Origin of the sequence: Paraburkholderia phymatum (assembly GCF_038900715.1) — a bacterium.
Lineage (GTDB): Bacteria > Pseudomonadota > Gammaproteobacteria > Burkholderiales > Burkholderiaceae > Paraburkholderia > Paraburkholderia phymatum_A.
This window is the reverse complement of record NZ_JAYMRZ010000039.1, coordinates 31,675-49,865: the sequence shown is the minus strand read 5'-3', so window position 1 is coordinate 49,865 and position 18,191 is coordinate 31,675. Positions and strand designations below refer to the sequence as shown.

Annotated in this window: 18 protein-coding genes and 1 pseudogene; 10 read left to right on the top strand and 9 right to left on the bottom strand. The window is 61.0% G+C overall.

The window, feature by feature from the left end; all coding sequences use genetic code 11:
• Nucleotides 1–634 precede the first annotated feature (634 nt).
• The 3 genes from VSR68_RS40085 to VSR68_RS40075 form a co-directional block, all read right to left on the bottom strand.
• A complete protein-coding gene (locus VSR68_RS40085; protein WP_342945004.1) occupies nucleotides 635–955 on the bottom strand; it encodes a DUF4148 domain-containing protein in 321 nt (106 codons plus the stop codon).
• 51 nt (nucleotides 956–1,006) lie between these two features.
• Entirely contained in the window at nucleotides 1,007–1,252 is a 246-nt protein-coding gene (locus VSR68_RS40080) for a DUF4148 domain-containing protein (RefSeq protein WP_342945003.1), read from the bottom strand.
• 141 nt (nucleotides 1,253–1,393) lie between these two features.
• On the bottom strand, nucleotides 1,394–2,131 hold the full coding sequence (locus VSR68_RS40075; protein ID WP_342945002.1) for a hypothetical protein: 738 nt from the start codon (nucleotides 2,129–2,131) through the stop codon (nucleotides 1,394–1,396).
• A 489-nt stretch (nucleotides 2,132–2,620) separates the two neighbouring features.
• On the opposite strand from VSR68_RS40075, the gene VSR68_RS40070 reads away from it, so the two are divergent.
• Both VSR68_RS40070 and VSR68_RS40065 read left to right on the top strand, forming a co-directional pair.
• Nucleotides 2,621–3,565, top strand: a complete 945-nt coding sequence (locus VSR68_RS40070) for a metallophosphoesterase family protein (RefSeq protein WP_342945001.1) — start codon at nucleotides 2,621–2,623, stop codon at nucleotides 3,563–3,565.
• Between the two features lie 38 nt (nucleotides 3,566–3,603).
• Nucleotides 3,604–3,951, top strand: coding sequence for a cupredoxin family copper-binding protein (locus tag VSR68_RS40065; RefSeq protein WP_342945000.1), 348 nt, complete (start codon nucleotides 3,604–3,606; stop codon nucleotides 3,949–3,951).
• A 405-nt stretch (nucleotides 3,952–4,356) separates the two neighbouring features.
• Here VSR68_RS40065 and VSR68_RS40060 read toward each other — a convergent pair whose 3' ends face one another.
• Nucleotides 4,357–5,508, bottom strand: a complete 1,152-nt coding sequence (locus VSR68_RS40060; protein WP_342944999.1) for a helix-turn-helix transcriptional regulator — start codon at nucleotides 5,506–5,508, stop codon at nucleotides 4,357–4,359.
• A gap of 198 nt (nucleotides 5,509–5,706) precedes the next feature.
• On the opposite strand from VSR68_RS40060, the gene VSR68_RS40055 reads away from it, so the two are divergent.
• The gene (locus tag VSR68_RS40055; RefSeq protein WP_342944998.1) at nucleotides 5,707–6,636 is read left to right on the top strand and encodes a DMT family transporter; all 930 of its coding nucleotides are present in this window, start codon (nucleotides 5,707–5,709) and stop codon (nucleotides 6,634–6,636) included.
• Nucleotides 6,637–7,525: 889 nt separating this feature from the next.
• On the opposite strand, the gene VSR68_RS40050 is transcribed toward VSR68_RS40055, so the two are convergent.
• Nucleotides 7,526–8,185, bottom strand: coding sequence for a DUF1109 domain-containing protein (locus VSR68_RS40050; RefSeq protein WP_342944997.1), 660 nt, complete (start codon nucleotides 8,183–8,185; stop codon nucleotides 7,526–7,528).
• Complete coding sequence (locus VSR68_RS40045) at nucleotides 8,182–8,838, bottom strand: sigma-70 family RNA polymerase sigma factor (RefSeq protein ID WP_428983694.1); 657 nt, start codon at nucleotides 8,836–8,838, stop codon at nucleotides 8,182–8,184. Before VSR68_RS40045 ends, VSR68_RS40050 begins: the two co-directional genes overlap by 4 nt.
• A 127-nt stretch (nucleotides 8,839–8,965) precedes the next feature.
• On the opposite strand from VSR68_RS40045, the gene bufA1 reads away from it, so the two are divergent.
• From bufA1 to VSR68_RS40020, 5 genes are read left to right on the top strand one after another with little or no spacing between them, the layout of a single operon-like run.
• Entirely contained in the window at nucleotides 8,966–9,277 is a 312-nt protein-coding gene (bufA1, locus tag VSR68_RS40040; protein ID WP_342944996.1) for a DUF2282 domain-containing protein, read from the top strand.
• A 14-nt stretch (nucleotides 9,278–9,291) separates the two neighbouring features.
• On the top strand, nucleotides 9,292–10,182 hold the full coding sequence (locus VSR68_RS40035) for a DUF692 domain-containing protein (RefSeq protein ID WP_342944995.1): 891 nt from the start codon (nucleotides 9,292–9,294) through the stop codon (nucleotides 10,180–10,182).
• The gene (locus VSR68_RS40030) at nucleotides 10,154–10,966 is read left to right on the top strand and encodes a DNA-binding domain-containing protein (RefSeq protein WP_342944994.1); all 813 of its coding nucleotides are present in this window, start codon (nucleotides 10,154–10,156) and stop codon (nucleotides 10,964–10,966) included. The genes VSR68_RS40035 and VSR68_RS40030 overlap by 29 nt, the downstream gene beginning before the upstream one ends.
• Nucleotides 10,963–11,457, top strand: a complete 495-nt coding sequence (locus VSR68_RS40025; RefSeq protein ID WP_342944993.1) for a DoxX family protein — start codon at nucleotides 10,963–10,965, stop codon at nucleotides 11,455–11,457. The genes VSR68_RS40030 and VSR68_RS40025 overlap by 4 nt, the downstream gene beginning before the upstream one ends.
• Before the next feature lie 27 nt (nucleotides 11,458–11,484).
• On the top strand, nucleotides 11,485–11,700 hold the full coding sequence (locus VSR68_RS40020) for a GDCCVxC domain-containing (seleno)protein (protein ID WP_428983695.1): 216 nt from the start codon (nucleotides 11,485–11,487) through the stop codon (nucleotides 11,698–11,700).
• 276 nt (nucleotides 11,701–11,976) lie between these two features.
• Here VSR68_RS40020 and VSR68_RS40015 read toward each other — a convergent pair whose 3' ends face one another.
• Together VSR68_RS40015 and VSR68_RS40010 are read right to left on the bottom strand one after the other, a co-directional pair.
• Nucleotides 11,977–12,360 (bottom strand): VOC family protein, encoded by a 384-nt coding sequence (locus VSR68_RS40015; RefSeq protein ID WP_342944991.1) that lies wholly within the window; start codon nucleotides 12,358–12,360, stop codon nucleotides 11,977–11,979.
• Between the two features lie 223 nt (nucleotides 12,361–12,583).
• Entirely contained in the window at nucleotides 12,584–13,531 is a 948-nt protein-coding gene (locus VSR68_RS40010) for a LysR family transcriptional regulator (protein WP_342944990.1), read from the bottom strand.
• Between the two features lie 175 nt (nucleotides 13,532–13,706).
• On the opposite strand from VSR68_RS40010, the gene VSR68_RS40005 reads away from it, so the two are divergent.
• On the top strand, nucleotides 13,707–14,924 hold the full coding sequence (locus VSR68_RS40005) for an FAD-dependent monooxygenase (protein ID WP_342944989.1): 1,218 nt from the start codon (nucleotides 13,707–13,709) through the stop codon (nucleotides 14,922–14,924).
• Nucleotides 14,925–15,353: 429 nt separating this feature from the next.
• Nucleotides 15,354–16,767: pseudogene (locus VSR68_RS40000) on the top strand (IS1182 family transposase).
• Nucleotides 16,768–17,404: 637 nt separating this feature from the next.
• Here the strand turns inward: VSR68_RS40000 and VSR68_RS39995 are convergent.
• On the bottom strand, nucleotides 17,405–17,953 hold the full coding sequence (locus VSR68_RS39995; RefSeq protein WP_342944988.1) for an NAD(P)H-dependent oxidoreductase: 549 nt from the start codon (nucleotides 17,951–17,953) through the stop codon (nucleotides 17,405–17,407).
• Between the last annotated feature and the right edge of the window lie 238 nt (nucleotides 17,954–18,191).

Genomic DNA, 18,191 nt, shown 5'->3' with positions numbered 1-18,191 from the left:
CGTGATCAGACCACGCCCATTCATGATTCACCCCCGGGTCAACGCATCGCGACAGCGTGAGCCTAAGGGGGCAAAAATCGGACATTTCTAATTAGCCTGAATCGGACATTACTAAAAAGCTTCTACAATAGGAACGTTGATAATTTGTCTTATGTCAAACTTCTTTACCGACGTCCAGTAGCATCGTACGGAAGCGTCGCTCGCCTCTGGCCGCCCTCGGCAATCTTGATCACGCTCGTGAAGCAATCGTGAACTCAGACACCACCTACGGCCCAATTTCGTCAGCATGTGATCATCGTTGCCGTGTGGCCGTCAGCCTTGAAACGGCATTGCTCGTGCGGAACTGGTCTCCCGTCGCGGTTTCACCGTTTTTCCTCGCGCTGGCCACCGATTGATCACAATTGCACGCGGTCGCCGTTGATGAATCACGATTGCAGCCTGTCGTGTCGACTGCCTTTCGGCCGAGCCGGACGCCCGGTACGCCCCGCCCATATAACTGCTGCACGTCCTTCTCGACGAAGATCTGCAAGGCCTCACGATAATCGGAAGAAAGCGCTATAACTATGCAGCGTCGCGTCGGCTATCGCCTCCGTGCGAGCGCCTCGTACACGGAGTATTGACCACAGTCTGCATCTCAAGGCGCCGGCGTCGCCTGTCCGTTTCCGCCCGCACTCATCGCCGCGTCTCTTTCCGCTCGATGCTTCGCGGCAACCTTCTCTTCCGCGGCCTGAATATCGGCGGGGTACGAACCATCGTCACCCTGCGACGGGTTATAACCCGCCGCCTCCAGTTCTTCGAGCTCATGCATGACTTCCGCGCGGGTGCGTTGATGAGTGGCAGGCTCCGGCATGGTCTGCGCATAAACACTCACTGTACCGGCCATCAGCATGGTGCCTGCGATCACAAAGATGCGTAGCGGCGGTACAACGCACCCGGCCATCGAATCCGATTTCATGCGGTACTCCTTTTACCTCGGGAGGCATTTGCAAAATGGAATGGCTGGCGTTCAATGCGCCTTGTCGTCGGGGAGAGAAGCGTTCTGCCGCATGAGATGTTCACGCTTCATACGTGCGACCTGCCCCGCGTAGATCGGATTGACATCCGGATAGGAGGTTTCGGTCACAAAGTTCAGACCGTTTTGCTGTGCTTCGATCAGTTCCTGATAGACTTCGGCGCGGGTTTTGCCTTTAGAAAACGCCTTCGACGTTGCGAGAGTCGCCAGCGAAAAGGCGATCACGATCGATTTAATCATTTCATACTCCTTAGTTAACGTTTGAGTGTTGTGCGATGCGCATTGTGTAGACGCCGCTTCGTCGCGGGATATTCCCGATCCTGGTCAAACAGGACGTCGGCGGATTCGCCCTCGCGTGCGGTCGTATCGTATCGGCATTCATCACCTGTTCTGCAATCTTCGACGTTCAAGGCTGTTGCGCAACTGGCCTGCGATGAACGCGCTAATGATCACGGACAGATAAAGGATGACAAGATGATGACGCCAGGCATCAAGGGCGAGTTGGTGCGAAACCAGTTTCGGATCGGCGGGCGGAAGCATGGAGCCCTTCGCCTCGACGGCTTGCATCATCCGGATAAAGCCTCCTGCGGACAGCAGTGGCAACAGGACGACGAGTGCCAGCAACGCGGGCTTCACGCGGTGCGCCAACGGATGATGGCGCAACCGGAACCACAGTCCGAGGCATCCGTGTATCCAGCCAGGCGCGAGCAGTGCAAGTTGCAGGCCCTGCGTGCCGCTGGTAAGCAGCACGGTGACGACGCGCTCGTAATCAGGCTCGAAGCCATAGAGCGAGGAGGCGAGCCGGGTTGTCACCGCGTGGCGGATCAGCAGCAGCGGCAGGCTGAGGCCTGCCCAGAGGCGGATCCATTCGGCGGGCGGCAGTGCCCAGTGGCGGCGCTCGTATATCGTGCGCACCGCCAATGCAAAATGCAGCAAAGCTGCGCCGTACAGCGCGATCGTTCCAGGGGCGCTACGCCAGAACCGGAGCGCCACAACGAGACCGCGTCCGGCAAGGTCCAGTGACCAGATGCCGAGCGCGTGATTGGTCAGGTGGAGGAAAAGATAGGTCAGCAGCACCATGCCCGACCCGAGTTGAAACCCGCGCAGAACGGATTGCATCTGAACCCTCGATTCACGGTGTGATGTGCGCACCGGGGCGTCTCTTATTTCACACTCTGCTGAGTGCCGCGCGACATGCGTTGAGCAGACGCGTTTCTTGCGCGGGATGTCCGGCACCTTCGATAGCACACCGGCGCATCCTGCCAGGCGGGTTTGTCGCCGTTGAACAGCGCGAGGTCAAGTCGCTCTGATTCGCGTGGTCACCCAGTTCGTGTGTCCAGCCTGCAATACCGTGAGCACGCGACGGTTATTCCCTGATTCGACGAGATCCCCGAGAGGGTAAGGTAATGTGAGGTGCGCCTGCGCTCGACACGCGCAAGCACGTTGCAGTAGCGCGGTGAAGGGTGAGTGGTCTATTGTGCGCCAGCGGTGAGATTTCCGATTGGGGAATAAAACGATCGACGCGGCAGTTTAGCGCTCGAAACCAGCCACGGAGGTCCACCGGATGATCCGGCGGTCTACCTCCTGAACCCCAGTCGAGAGGACACCATGTCGTCAGATCTTCCTTCCAATCCATCGCGCCGCAGCGCATTGAAATGCCTGGCGTACGGTGGCGCGGGCACCCTGTTCGTCCTGACCGGTGGCGTCCTCACGCCAGTGCAATTGGCCCTCGCCGCCAGTACGAAGGACGAGTCCGCGGCCGCAGGCGTTCCCCTGTTCCTGCAGATCAGCGACACGCATATTGGCTTCAACAAGGAAGCCAATCCGGATGTCGCGGGAACGCTCAGGCAGACGATTGACTTCGTTGCCGCCATGCCGGTCAAGCCGGTCCTGACAATTCACACGGGCGATATCACCCATCTCTCGCGGCCCGCAGAGTTCGACCTTGCGGCTCAATTGCTGGCGGGGCTGAACATCACCGAGTTGCACACCGTGCCTGGAGAACATGATGTGACGGACGGGCCTGGAACCGAATACTTCAACCGCTTCGGCCAGGCTTCGGACAACAAGGGCTATTACAGCTTTGACCACAGTGGTGTGCACTTCATCGGGCTCGTCAACGTGATGCATTTCAAGCCAAATGGTCTGGGGAGCCTGGGCGACGACCAGCTTTCCTGGCTGGAGAACGATCTGAAGGGACGTTCGTCCAGCACGCCGATCGTTGTGTTTGCACACATGCCGATGTGGACGATTTACGAACCGTGGGGTTGGGGCACCGGCGATGCAGGCCTGGCGATGAGCCATCTTAAGCGGTTTGGTTCGGTGACAGTCCTGAATGGACATATCCATCAGATCGTTTCCAGGGTGGAGGGGAATGTCACCTTCCATACAGCACGCTCGACCGCCTATCCACAACCAACGGCCGGCAATGGACCCGGACCCATGCCGCTAACGGTGTCGAACGATCAGCTCCCGAGGATGCTTGGCGTGACCAGTGTCAAGATCTCGCGCCATCCGCTCAAGGCGACGCTTGCAGACACGACGCTCGCCTGATTCCAGACACCCCTTGCTCACTCATCCAGGATCCAATCATGCTTTCCACCATCTTTCGTCGCGCATTTGTCGGCTCTATCGGAGGCGGGATGCTCATGGCGGCATTGGCTTGCGTGTCGACTGTCGCGCATGCGCAGGACGCCAACGCGGTTGCAATCAAGAATTTCATGTTTTCGCCGATGTCTCTCACGGTCAAGGTCGGCTCGACCGTGACGTGGAAAAACCTGGATGGCGAACCGCATACGATCGTCAACGATGCCGGCATATTCCACTCCGCCGCACTCGATCAGAACGATACATATCAATTCAAGTTCGACAAGCCGGGGGTCTACAAGGTGTTCTGCGGCATACACCCGAACATGAAAGCGACCGTCACGGTGCAGTAGGAGACGGTCACCAATCGGTGGGATGGCCGGAAACTGAACGAAGCCGACATCTGAATGTCAGGTCCACGAGACCTACGAACGACTCCTCATGGCCGGGAGTACGCGTTCATTCACGTCGACGGAAATTTGTCGTTGAGACTCGAACGTCAGCTCTGTGGAACGTTCACGGAACTGGTGCCTTCGGCCAACTACGGTCGTTCATCCATGCCGTCGCGCACACATCTGGATGTCGGCTTGACCACTTGAGAGCCGCCGCTGAGTCTGTGCTGGATTGAAGGGCAGTCAGGGTCGACCACGGCCAACCGCACGGGACAGTAGGCGGCCAATGTGGGATCTCCGCGTCAATAACGCGAGCATCCCGGTGACGGTGCCGCATCCGGCTACGGTCTTTCCCCAACCCTCGCTTCAGTACGCGTCACTACGAACCGGCGGAGTGTAGCGATGCAGTAGGCTCAGAAGATCGGCCTGCCTTGTCGTGCCGGTCTTGGAGAAGATGCGCTGCAGATGTGTGCGAACGGTTGGCTCGGTGATGCCGAGCATAGCGGCCGACTCCATTCCGCCGAGCCCTTGCGAGAGGGCCAGCAGCACGCGCAGTTCGCCGCCCGTCAGCCTATACAGCCGCGCAAAGGCCTCGCCCGGCATGAGCGGGACGTGGATAGGGTCCTGCATGAATACGGCGACCGACGCGGCGAAGGGTGCCAGGATTCCGCTGCGCTCACCGTTCTCGATCGGCAATACGGTGGCGACGTAGCCGCCGTCCCCGGTGCCGTCTGGAATCGCCACGGAATGCTCACTCCAGGCTGAGGCTGTGTCCGCGCGCATTGCGGCGTTGATGCTCGTCGCGAGCGCGACCTGCGCCGTCGGATGGACGGGGGTCAGGCGATTGTGGGCGAGGCGGATCGAATGCCCTGCTTTCACCTGCCGCTCCGCTGCGGCATTCATGTAGACAACGTGGCCATCGCGCGCAGTCAGGAAGACGCCAGCTGACAGTCCGTCAAGCGTCTTTTCGAGCATTTCCGACCGAAGCGCACGGATGTCAAGCGCGTCGGAGATCGTCAGTGCCCTGCAGACGTGCGGAGCAAGCAATTTGAAAAGCTGAATCTCTGGCTGCTGGTAGTCGGGCCGCTTGTCGCTGCGGGACGCATGCAGCGAGGCCATTCGTCCGCCGGCACGCAGTGCTGGAAACCAGATGATATCCGTCAGCCCGTAGGGCGCCAGAACATCGCGGTAGAAGCGGCTTTCATGCAACTGCCGCGGCTCCCTCGCCAGCGAGTTGACGTCGCCCACATTCGAGACGATATCGGCGGCGGCCATCGGACTGTCGGCGTACTGGCTGCCCAGCGCCTCCAGGAATTGCGGTGAATAGCCGAACACGAACAACTGGTCGTTGCGCACCTGTTTGAGGTCATGCACGCAGATGCCGCCGCCTGTGCTAGCGCACAGGTTCGCAACCGTCCTGCAGGTGGCTGGCCAGCGTTCGGGGTCGAGAGCGCAGTCGTAGATGGCGCCAATCACGTCGGAAAGTTGCTGAGCAGTCACGCCCGCCAAACCGTCCATGCCGAACTCCTTTCTTATTCTTCGAGCCTGTCCCGTCATCGGTTCCGATGATGCGGCGCACGCAACGAGTTTATACGCTTACGAGCAACAAGCAAGGGACAGGGTGCCCGGCAGGCGATTGCAATACTCGCGCGAGACGAACGCCCGGCAATGTGGTCATGCTAATCGCCCGCAGGCTTGCGGCGCTGAGGAGGAACCGTGACGAATGCATACCTGAATTCCGCAGACGTGAGTGCAATCACCCCTTCTTGCGCAGTACAGGGCGCGGTCGCGATCGCTGCGTTCGCATCAAACTCGCTGCTATGTCGCGTCGCGCTATTCAGTCACAGCATCGACGCAGCTACGTTTTCAGATATCCGGCTGGTGGCCGGCAGTGTCACATTGCTGATCGTGACGAAACTAAGGCCGGGGCGTGTGGGGCAGTCCAGCCCTGACTGGATTTCGGCAAGTGCGCTCGGGACTTTCATGATCCTGTTCTCGTTGTCGTATCTATCCCTCGGCGTCAGTACCGGTGCGATTGTCCTGTTCGGGGCGGTACAACTGACGATATTGATTGCCTGTCTCCTGAAAGGCGAACGCTTCCACCGCGTGACGCTGGTTGGGTATCTGCTGGCTGTTGCCGGAGTACTATGCCTGAGCGCGCCTGGCGTTGGCGTTCCGGGATTCTCTGGCTTGCTGATGATGGTCGGTGCGGGCGCTGCGTGGGGGCTCTATACCCTGCGATGCAGGCGCATGGCGAATCCACTGTCGGCCACGACAGGAAACTTCCTTCGGGCGACACCAATCTGCATCGTCCTCGGATTGATTCTTCACGGTCACGCCCATGCGAGCGCAACCGGCGTTGCCCTCGCCGTGGCATCTGGGGCCGTGACATCGGCGTTCGGCTTTGTCGTTTGGAGTTCGGCGATCCGAAAGCTGCCGGCCATGGCCACGGCTGCCTTCCAGCTGCTAGTGCCACCCGTTGCGGCGCTCGGCGGTGTTGTGTTCCTGCATGAATCCGTGAACTCGCGTCTCACTTTCAGTTTTGTTGCCGTCCTTGTTGGCCTTTCGCTGGCGGCTTCGGCCGGCGCCAGACACAACGGCAAAGCGCAACAAGCACGCGGCCTGGTCGCGGAAGATGCGTCCTGATGTTTTTGTTCATGTGGTCATCCAGGGAACGGCCGGTCTGGGTCTGCGCGGCCCTCAGCGTGCTTTGGAGCACCTGCCATTGCCCCGGCAGCGAGGTGTCGTCATGAAAGACGCTGTTGGCTTTGCCATCGCCTGCTGGCTGTCCGCTGCAATCCTGCTTGTCGAGGATTCTACGGCCGTAATAGCGCTTAAGTGGCACGCTCGTCCTTGTGGGGTTGGTGGATCTGTTCGCGCCTTCAAACAAACCGCTGCAATCCACGCTTCGATTCTTGCGCAGACGGTTTGTATGGCTTGTGCCATGAGGCGTGGATGCGATGTCGAGTCTCGATGCAAATGTCGGACGTGGCTCGGATAGCCTGGTACACCAAACAGATCTTCGGCGCGAATTTTTCGGAGAAGCGGATGCGTGTCGACCGCGGTGCCCTGATCATGACTTGGCCCGCGCGACGTCGGCGGTTGACATGCGACCGTAGTCGGTCACATACGGATCTGTGCTCGCGATAGCACGTGGACGCTCGAACGTCGGCTCAACCCTGGACACCGGATCTGGAGATACCGCAGTTTGTCGACCCGTCGGCCAAAGCAGCTGCCGGCGCGACCATCCGCCAACGGCGGCTACAGTCAGCATTGCCGACGTCGGACCCTCAACGAGTTCGGATGGCTGTTTTACTCACGTTGCGAGGACGGCAAGCGACCCGTTTCCGTCATTCAGTGCTCGACTTCGTGAGCGTCCGCAATGGCATGCATGTCAGACACCGGAGCGGCCACGAGCAACGGTACGAAAGTCGTACGGTACCGGAAAATCGCCAGTATCGTCTTCGTCCATAAGCACGTCATATTGATGGGCGATTCGCGTGCGCTCGATACCACAAGTGGGCCGCCAGTGCTGTCATCGGACAGGCGATATCACCCACGCGAACACTCGGTTTGAGTACCGCGCGCTAATCAGCAACAGTATCGTCGCGACGCCGAAATTCCAGACGAGGATCATGACCGTCGCGTCGAGCGGATGAAACATCGAGAGCGCCACGGCCGTGAGCGCGGCGACGGCCAGGCTGCCCGTCATCACCACAGGAGCGGGCGCGAGCCGCGCAACGTGGTGCAGCATGATCAGCAAGGCGAGCGAGAGCGGAATACCCGTGAGACCGAGCGTCGCAAAACAGCGCGCGGTTTCCCCCAGTGACATGCCGTCCGGGCCGATCTCCACCCAGTTCGTCAGACATCCATAGCCGATCGTCGATACCCACGCCCCGAGCGCGGGCAGCGGCAACAGCAGCCAGCGCAACGGCCTTCCCGGCACGCTGGCAACGAACGACGCGATGGCAGCAAGAATCCCAGTCAACGCGGCCGCAGCCACACCGGTCACGAATACCGGCTGCTGGAGCTTCGCCGCGAGGTCGGGCCGCACACCGTGCGCCACGCCGAGCAGAATGAGCACGAATGCGGCGAACAGCAGCCAGCCAGCCGCGCGGATCGCGGGCGCGCGCAGCGGGCGCACCGGCTTCGCGTCGGCAACCAGCGATTCGATCAGATCGGAGGTCTGACTCATTTGCGGTCTCCCTGCGTCAGGAGCTTGCGCAGGCCCTTCAGCCCGCGATGCACCGCGACCTTCAACGCGGCAACGGTCATTCCACTCGCCACAGCCGCCTCTTTCAATGACATTTCCTCGAGTTTGAGCATGCGTATCGCGTCGCGCTGCCCGGGCGGCAAGCGCTCGATCGTCTCGCGCAGCATGCGCGCATCCGTGGCCTCTTCCATCAGATTCGCTGTGGGGTCGGCCAAGGTTTCATGCTCATCGTCCAGCGGCAGTTCGCGGGCGTCGAGACGTCCGTGATGGCGCAGCGTATCGACGATGCGGCGCATGGCGATGGTCAGCAGCCAGGGGCCAAACGGCCGCCCGGGATCGTAGGTATGGCGTACGAGGTGCACGGTGGCGAAGACGTCCTGCACGACGTCCTCGACTGCGTCGGGATGGACCCCGTGGCGACTCGCAAGGCTGCGCAGATACGGCGTCATGCTTTGCAGCAGCCGACGATAGGCCTCGCGATCGCCTTGCTGCGCGCGCGCCATCAAAACGGACCAGTCAGGCATGCCGTCGGGCCGGATTGCGTCGTCGAGCGTGGCGCCGCGCGGCCCCTTGCCGGCCGTTGCGGATCGGCCGGGCTGCATGTGCGCGGCGCCACGGTGTCGGTAGTCGGACATCGTTGCAGTTAGTCGATGATGCAAGCGGCCCAAATATTTTCGGCGCGCCGGGTAACCTTTGGCCGCACCGGACCGAATCTGGTTGTGTGGTCGCGTCTTCGCGATCCCAACCCTCGGAGAAGATACTATGAGCAAGTCCGCTTTGACCATATCGTCGCTGTCCGCGGCAGTCGGCATGGCGCTCGCAATGCAGGCGCTCCCCGCGCAGGCGCAGGGTATGGGCAACCCGCCGCAGGTCGTGAAGGACAACATGGCCAGAATGGCACAGAACCACCTCGAAAAGTGCTACGGCATCAACGCGGTGGCGAAGAACGACTGCGCCGAAGGGGCTCACTCGTGCGCCGGCCAGGCCACGCAGGCGCGCGACCCGAAGTCATTCGTGCTGTTGCCGGCAGGCGATTGCGGCAAGATCGCAGGCGGCCGAACCAAGGCAGGTTGAGAGGCGTTGCGGCCATGAGCGCAACCGTCTCCCGCGCACGCGTGCCGGCCGGCGCGATTCCCGCGACGGCCGGCGTGGGTCTGCGTTTTCGCCATCATCGCGCCGTGCTCGACGAACGCCCGGCAGTGGCATGGTTCGAGGTACACACTGAAAACTACATGGGCGGCGGTCCCGCTACACGCTGTCTGGATGCCATACGCCGCGACTATCCGGTGTCGCTGCATGGCGTGGGCCTCTCGCTTGGCAGCGCCGACGGACTCGACGCCGCGCATGTCGCACGCGTGAGCGAGGTCGTCGCGCGCGTGCAGCCCGGCCTCATCTCCGATCATCTTGCGTGGAGTGTGACGGGCGGCACGTACCTCGCCGATCTGCTGCCGTTGCCGATGACCGAAGAGGCGCTCGATGTAGTGTGCCGGAACGTCGATCAGGTGCAGGCGGCACTAGGGCGACGGATTCTCGTGGAGAACCCGTCCACCTATCTTCGCTTCTCGCATTCGACGATACCGGAGTGCGAGTTCCTCGCGCTCCTCGCGCGACGCACGGGCTGCGGACTTCTGTGTGACGTGAACAACATCTACGTCAGCGCGTGCAATCACGGCTGGAATGCGCTCACGTATCTCGACGCGCTGCCGCCGGCGTCCATCGGCGAAATCCATCTTGCCGGCCACAGCTTGAGACAACTCGAGGGCGGACGGGTCTTGCGAATCGACGATCACGGCTCGCGTGTCGCGCCGCAGGTGTGGGCTCTCTATGCGGCTGCGCTGCAACGCTTCGGGCCGGTGCCGACGCTGATCGAATGGGACACGGACGTGCCGCCGCTCGATGTTCTGATCGATGAAGCCGCAACGGCGGAGTCGGCACTGGAGGCGGTTCGCCATGAACATGCACACGCCATCGCTGGCTGATCTTCAACAGGCCATGCGCCGCAACCTGGTGGAAGGTGCCGATGAAAACGCAGCCGCCGCCGTGCTGGCCGATGGTCTCGATCCGCAAGCATGTCTGAACATTTACCGGAACACGGCGGAAGGTGTGCTGGTCAATGCGCTGCAACTTGCCTTTCCCGCCGTTCAGCGTCTGGTCGGCGCGGACTTCTTCGAGGGCGCGGTGCACCTGTTCGTGCGCGCCGAGCCGCCGCGCAGCGCATGGCTCGACGAATATGGCGCGCAGTTTCCGGCCTTTCTCGGGAAGATGCCGCAGCTCTCATCGGTGCCGTATGTGGCCGACGTCGCGCAGCTCGAGTGGCAGGTGAATGGCGTACTGCACGCGCCCGACGTCCCGCCTCTCGATCCCGCGTGTCTCGAACGGCTCGACGAGGACGCGCTCGGCTCACTGCGGTTGTCGCCTCATCCGGCCACGCGGCTGCTGCGCTGCGACGCTCCCGCTGACGCTATCTGGCGCGCCGTGCTCCAGCAGGACGACGCGGCGCTGCGTGCAATCGAACTCGCGGACGACCCGGTTTATCTGCTCGTGCAACGCGTGACCGAAGGCGTCGATACGCTGCGCCTGAGCACCGGAGAGTGGCGCATCAGCAAGGCGCTTTTTGCAGGCGAGGCACTCGGCGCGGCGCTGGCCAGCGCGCCGGAAGCGGATGGATTTGCACTTATCGGCGCATACCTTGCGCGCGGATGCTTCGCGCAGACGTCGCAGATTGCTGGCTGCATTCGGATCGACGAGGGATTGTCACCATGATTCGCCTCTCCCACTCCGCAGACGGCCGCAACGTCTTTCAGTGCGCGGTTCAGCTGCTGGACCGCGTGCCTTACTGGCTATTGGCCATTCCGCTGCGCCTCGCGGTTGCGACGATCTTCTGGAATTCGGCGATGACCAAGCTCGCAAACTGGGATGCGGCGCTCGAACTGTTTCGCGACGAATACAGGCTGCCGGTATTGCCGCCGGATGTGGCAGCGCACATCACCGTATCGATAGAACTGAGCATGCCGGTGTTGCTGGTGCTCGGCCTGGGCGTCAGGCCCGCCGCGCTGGTTCTGCTAGGGATGACCTCCGTGATCGAGATCTTTGTGTACCCGCAAGCGTGGCCGACGCATATTCAATGGGCTGCCATGCTGCTCGTCCTGTTGTGCCGGGGCGCCGGAGCCTTGTCGCTTGACCATCTGATACGTCAGCGATGGTGGAGGGACGCTTCGTCGGAAGTCCCCGCGCGTCAGCGCGGTGACAGTTGAACTCGACAGACCCCCACCGTGAGCACAATCGTTCTCACATCTGTCCTGACCTGCCCGCAATGCGGAGCTGCTACGCCCGAAACCATGCCCACGGATGCATGCCAGTCGTACTACGAGTGTCCAGCCTGTCATGCGCTGCTGCGTCCGAAGCCGGGCGACTGCTGCGTATTCTGTTCATTCGGCTCGGTACCGTGTCCGCCTGTTCAGCACAAGCGCGCGTGCTGCGAACCTCAGACAAGGTGACGATAGATACGAACTCAGCGGTCGATAGATCGAACACGTTAATCTCACGTCGCCAAGGTTGCCCGCGTGGAGGTTGTCCTTGTAGTCCCTTCTTCGCAGGAGACCAACGAGACTTTAAACACGGTAGATGAGCCGATCTCCGCGGTGCGATGCATTGCCGACGCTCGAATGCCAGTGAAAATGCAAGGACCAGTGACCGCAGATGGCCGCCTACTGCCCGACGCGGTCCGCAGACCGATATATGACGCAATGCCGCCGGGGCGTGTGCCTTTCTCACTACCCACCACGAAAGACAGCCTCGATATTGTTGCCGTCCGGATCGAGCACGAAAGCAGCGTAGTAACCAGGCGGATAGCCATGCTGGGTGTCACGGTAGCCGGGTGCGCCGTTATCAGTGCCGCCGGCTTTCAGGGCTGCCTGGTAGAACGCGTCTACCTCGGCGCAACTCCTCGCTACAAAGGCAGTGTGCTGTTTCACGCCATGCGGGTGAAAGCGGTCAATCCAGAAAACCGGGTAATCGAGGCCGTAGCCGATGCCATCGGTCCCGCTGTTGCCCGGCATTTGCATCACGCGGCGCATGCCAAGCGCGCTCAAAGCGGCGTCGTAAAACGTGGCGGAACGAGGGACGTCCGCGACTCCAATTCCGGTGTGATCGATCATCGTGGTACCTCGACTGTTCCGTTATAGCAATAGGGCCGGAAAATGACACTTTGAGGAACGTTCGACAGGCGCAAGTCGAACGTGGCCGTGCGAGAACGGGGCGGAGCCGACCTCGGAATGTCGGCCCGACGACGCTGTAAGCAGCAGTTCATGATGTCCGTTCCAGCCATATGCTCGTTCGACCGTCTCGATCAGGACGCTCGATCTGATCTCCTGTTTCGAACTACGAGGGTTTTTTAACGGACTTCGTTCTGCGCTTTGGCATCTCCGAGTCCGCGAACAGGTCGATTACCATTCCGCGCAGCCAGCGATTGCCTTCGTCCTGATGGACTCGCGCGTGCCACAGCAAGTGGATCGGCGCGGCGGGCAGCGTCGCGGGCAATGCGCACATGCTCAGTGAGAACGGCGCGGCCAGCTGCAAGGCCAGTCGTTCCGGCACCGTGGCAATCAGATCGGTGCGCTGCAGAATGTAGCCGACGCTCATGAAGTGCGGCACCGTCAATCGCACCCGGCGCTCCACGCCGCGCCGTTTCAGCCAGTCATCCACCTGGCCATGCCCGGTTCCGGCGGACATCACGACCAGATGCTCGGCTTCACGCCACGCCGCCAGCGTGAGCGGCGCATCTTCGAGCGCATGGCCTCGCCTGAACAGGCAAACGTACCGTTGATCGAACAGGCGGCGCTGATAGAAGCCGCCCTTGAGCTGCGGGAGCAGGCCGATCGCGAGATCGACCCGGCCTTCGGCCATCTCGTTGCTCAGATTCACGCTTGTGTCGCGAACGGTATTGAGCGCGATGCCGGGCGCCTCGCGCGACAACCGTTCGACAAGCGCTGGCAGAAAGACGACTTCGCCGATATCCGTCATGCCGATCGTTATCGTGCGCGTGACATGCAGCGGATCGAACCCGGTCTCGGGATTGAGTGCGTTGTGCAGGATCGCGAGTGCCTGAGAAACCGGCTCTGCGAGGCGCAACGCGAACGGCGTGGGCACGACGCCGCCCGGCCCGCGCACGAACAGCGGGTCACCGAGCCGTCGCCGCAGCTTGGCGAGCGCGTTGCTGACGCCGGGCTGGCTCATGTTCATCTGCTCGGCCACGGTCGATACCCGCCCCTCCTGCATTAACCGTTGAAAAAGCAGCAGGAGATTGAGATCGACTTCACCTAGCTTCATGACGCGGGTATCCCGGGACTCATTGATTTCAGTGATGATGTAGATTCACCCCATTTTATTGTGAAATGGACGACGGGTGCCGAGAATTCAGACAGGACACGACGGCGCATTCGGCTTCAGCAAGGTATGCGTTCCGTGCCGACTCAAACACACAGTCTGAATACAGGAGACACCCATGGAACAGCTGGATCTGAAGATCGCAATCGTCGGTGCTGGCATCGGCGGCCTCACGCTCGCGCTCGCACTGTGGGAACACGGAATCGACGTGGAACTGTACGAGCAGACCGACGAGCTGCGCGAGGTCGGAGCGGCGGTCGCGTTGTCGGCGAATGCGACGCGATTTTACGAACGCATGGGACTGCGCGCGGCCTTCGACGCGGTGTGCGCCGAAATCCCCGCGCTGATCTATCGCGACGGGCTCAGCGGCAAAGTGATCGGACAGCATCGCGGCGATCCGAGCTATCGCGAGCAGTTCGGCGGATCCTATTGGGGCGTACATCGTGCAGACCTGCAGGCCGTGCTGTCGAAAGCGGTCGGCCTCGAGCGCATCAACCTCAGCCATCGGCTGACCAACCTCGTGCAGCATCCGGATCGTGTCAGTTTGTGTTTTTCCAATGGACAGCAGATCGACGCCGATCTGGTGATCGGCGCGGACGGAGCGCGCTCGATCACGCGGCGCTGGATGCTCGGCTACGACGACGCCCTGTATTCGGGCTGCTCGGGTTTTCGTGGCGTCGTACCGGCCGAACGCATGGATCTGTTGCCCGATCCCGAGGCCATCCAGTTCTGGGTCGGACCACAGGGTCATCTGCTCCACTATCCAATCGGCGACAAAGGCGACCAGAACTTTCTCCTCGTCGAGCGTCATCCCTCGCCGTGGCCGTCACGCGACTGGGTTACGCCGGCGAGCGAGGGCGAGCAGTTACGCCTGTTCAAGGCGTGGCATCCCGCCGTGGTGCAGATGATAACGGCCGTGCCTATCAGCCAGCGCTGGGGCCTGTTCCATCGTCCGCCGCTTGGACGCTGGAGCAAGGGCCGCGTGACGCTCATCGGCGATGCTGCGCATGCGCTCGTGCCGCATCATGGCCAGGGCGCCAATCAGTCGATCGAAGATGCCGTAGTGCTGGCCGCACAACTGGCCAAGGCGGGACAGGGGCGCTGGCGTGAAGCGCAGGAAGCCTACGAGCGGCTGCGCCGGGGCCGTACGCGCAAGGTGCAATACGCGTCGATAACGACGGCTGACGTGTTGCATTTGCCGGATGGCCCCGAAGCGCAGGCGCGCAACGCCCGCCTTCGCGAACGCGAGAGCCTGCTGCATCACCTCGGCTGGATTCACGATTTCGACGCGCTTGCTCAAGAGCCGACCGAACGGCAGGGTGGCACGTGGCTCTGAACGGGGCCCCTCTTGTCGATGCCTGCGCGACTGTCCAGGCTCTTTGAGGGTTGTTGAATGGCCGCCGTGGTCATTCAGCAGGTGAACATGACGCCGCGCTGGTAGGTGTGTAGCCCCCTCGAGGTCAGCGCGTAGTCGATTTTTCGTGGACTGGTTCAATACGGGCCAATTATCGGCAGTCTTGGCCGACGGGAGTAGTGCTCTATCAAGCAATCTTCATAATGGCCGTTCGATGGAGTGAGCCGCCATCCGAATGTCCGGGTGACACGACGGACAACGACCCTTCATGGCCGACTGTACGCATTCGTCGCCTCTTCCAATCCGTGCAGACGGCGAACGCACCAAACCGACCTATTTCGTTGAAAAACTCCCCTGAGAGCCCGGTTCTTGGCTATCCTGGAATCCATCAATCGATGGGAGTGCATCGTCATGATGGGTCAGCGAAGCGGCGATCAGGAGCAGCTGTTTTACGCGTTCAAGCTTGACGACATGTTCCGAAGGGCCATCTGTTACGCGGTATTGATCAGTTCTTCGATGCCGGAGACCTCCGTCAGCACATGGCGTCGTTTTACAGTCATACGGGACGCCCTTCGATCGATCCAGAGTTGATGATTCGCATGCTGATCGTCGGCTACTGCTTCGGCATCCGCTCCGAACGACGCCTGTGTGAGGAAGTCCATCTGAACCTGGCTTATCGCTGGTTTTGCCGCCTCGGCCTTGAGGATACGGTTCCCAATCACTCAACGTTTTCAAAGAATCGTCATGGCCGGTTTCGCGACAGCGATATGCTGCGCCATGTATTCGAGTCAGTTTTACGCCGCTGCATGAGCGAAGGCCTCATAGGTGGTGAAGGGTTCGCGATCGATGCCAGTGTCATCAAAGCCGACGCCAATCGCACTCGAGGCATCGCCGGGACTGAAGCGATCGACTGGAGTCGTGGCGAAGGGCCCAGCCGCGCAGTGCGTGAGTATCTGGCGACGCTCGACGCGAACGACACTGACGCCCAAGCCATGGAGCCATCGCAGGAACCCGTTACGCCACCAAAGAACATTTCGCTAACCGATCCTGCTGCACGTTGGACAGCTGCACCCGGTGGCCCAGCGTTCTTTGCCTACTCGACCAACTACCTGATTGTTCTGCAGGCAGAAATCATCGTCGATGTCGAGGCCACTCCCGCATACCGCACACAGGAAGTGGACTCGACCAGGACCATGATTGATAGGGTCGAGCAGCGTTTTCGTCTCAAGCCACATCGTCTGGTGGGTGACACCGCATATGGCACTGCATCGATGCTTGCCTGGATGATCAATGACAAGGCGATCGAGCCGCATGTCCCAGTGTTGGAGAAAGGAGCGCGTAGCGACGAAACCTTCGCGAACAGCGATTTCCAGTGGCTCGGGCAAAGCAATGAGTATCGCTGCCCGGCTGGCCATGCATTGCGCAGCGAACGGCGTCCATTCAAGAATCCGCGAACGCACATCACCAAGGCCAACACGGTCGTCTATCGATCAAGCCAGTTGGGCTGCGCTGGATGTTCATTGAAAGATCAATGCTGTCCGAACACGCCAATACGAAAGATAACCCGAAGCGTCCACGAATCAGCGCGCGATAAGGCAAGGGCTATTGCGAAAACACCGGCATACAGGCAGTCACGCAAGACCGCAAGAAGGTTGAGATCCTGTTTGCTCACCTCAAACGCGTCATGAACCTGAATCGTCTCCGACTGCGAGGTCCGTCAGGTGCCCGTGACGAGTTCTTGCCGGCTGCAACTGCGCAGAATCTGAGGCGAATGGCGAAGCGGTTGATGCCAAAGCACGAAAAAATGATGGCAGTGGCCGCTTGATACGCATCGCGAAGCGATGCGCAGAAGCAGCGCGATCGGAAAGAGCGCTGAGCGCGTCGATTGCATAACCAAAAATCACCGCGCCCGCGCGCGAAAGCGCAGTTTTTCAACGAAATAGACCCCAAGCTGTCACTCGTCCGGAGACGGCAGCGACGGCCGGTCCCGGGTCCGGTCCGGTCATTCAGCCCAGCCAAACTTAACGATGCCAATCAAGCAGTTGCCCAGGCATAGACGATCCGCCGCCGACTGAATCGCTGGAAGCTGCGCGCGCCCGCGATGAATTGCGAAGGCCGGGAAACCCTTCCGGCTGGCGCCAGCAAACGAAGCCCCGCCTAGTGCGGGGCTTTTTCTTCGCCTTTTTCGCCAAATAACGTTCGGCGGCGCGCGTCACCGCCGTGGGCTAGAGCTTGAAGTTCGATGAGCGCTGGGGAATGGTGCAACATTGTCGCCCTCGATGGCATCAAGCAGCCCTCGATTTGCCGTCGCACTCGTAATTGCAAAGATTCGGCGTGTATGCTCGTGCCGCCGATTTCCCCAGACCGTCCGGAACCGTCCGGCCACAGTGGTCACACTTCGAGCCGGCGCTCCCGGGACATTGTCCCCCACCAGGCGCCTGCCTTAAAACTCATTGCGAAAATCATCGCGGCTTATCGTGCGGCGCCGCGATGTGTTCGACATAGTCGTTCGCGTTACGGCGCAATTGCTCCGCAGGGATAATGTGATTCGCGCCTTGTAACGCGAAAACCGGCAAATAGCGCGCGCCAACGAAACGCGCTGTTTGTTCTAGCGGACGAAGCAACTCGGCGAGTGTGTGGCCCAGACGGCCATCTGCCCGGTAAGCGGCCTCGGGACTGCCAGTCGATACGACCAACCCGATTTCTTTATGCGCCAGCAGGTTTCCACCAGGGCCATACGCCCAGCCATAAGCGAGGACGTCGTCGAGCCATTTCTTCAGCAGCGGTGGCGTGCTGTACCAGTACAGCGGGAACTGAAGAAAGATCCGCTCGTGGCTCTCGAGAAGCGCCTGCTCCGCGGCGACGTCGATGTTCCAGTCAGGGTACAGCTCATAGATATTCCGGATCACAACCGATGTCGCGGCCTCCTCGAGCCTCGCGCGCCACGCCGCATTGATCTGCGACCCGGCAAGGTCCGGATGGGCGAGGATGACCAGTGTTTTCTTGCTCATGATGTCCTCGCTCAATGACTGAAATCGATGCTGCCGCGCTCGATGCGCGCGGCTGTGCTCAACAGGAAGGGGCCGGCGGCGGCGCTGGCGGCGATCAGAGTGTGCTTCATGTCAGGCTCCCTGACGGATAGGAAGGGATCCAACGACCCGTGTCCGCTCGAAATTCGTCCTCGCATTCCGGTGCGTCGATCCGTTTCGCTAGTCTTGCTCGCCTGCGCGGTCTGTCCAATTCCCCAAA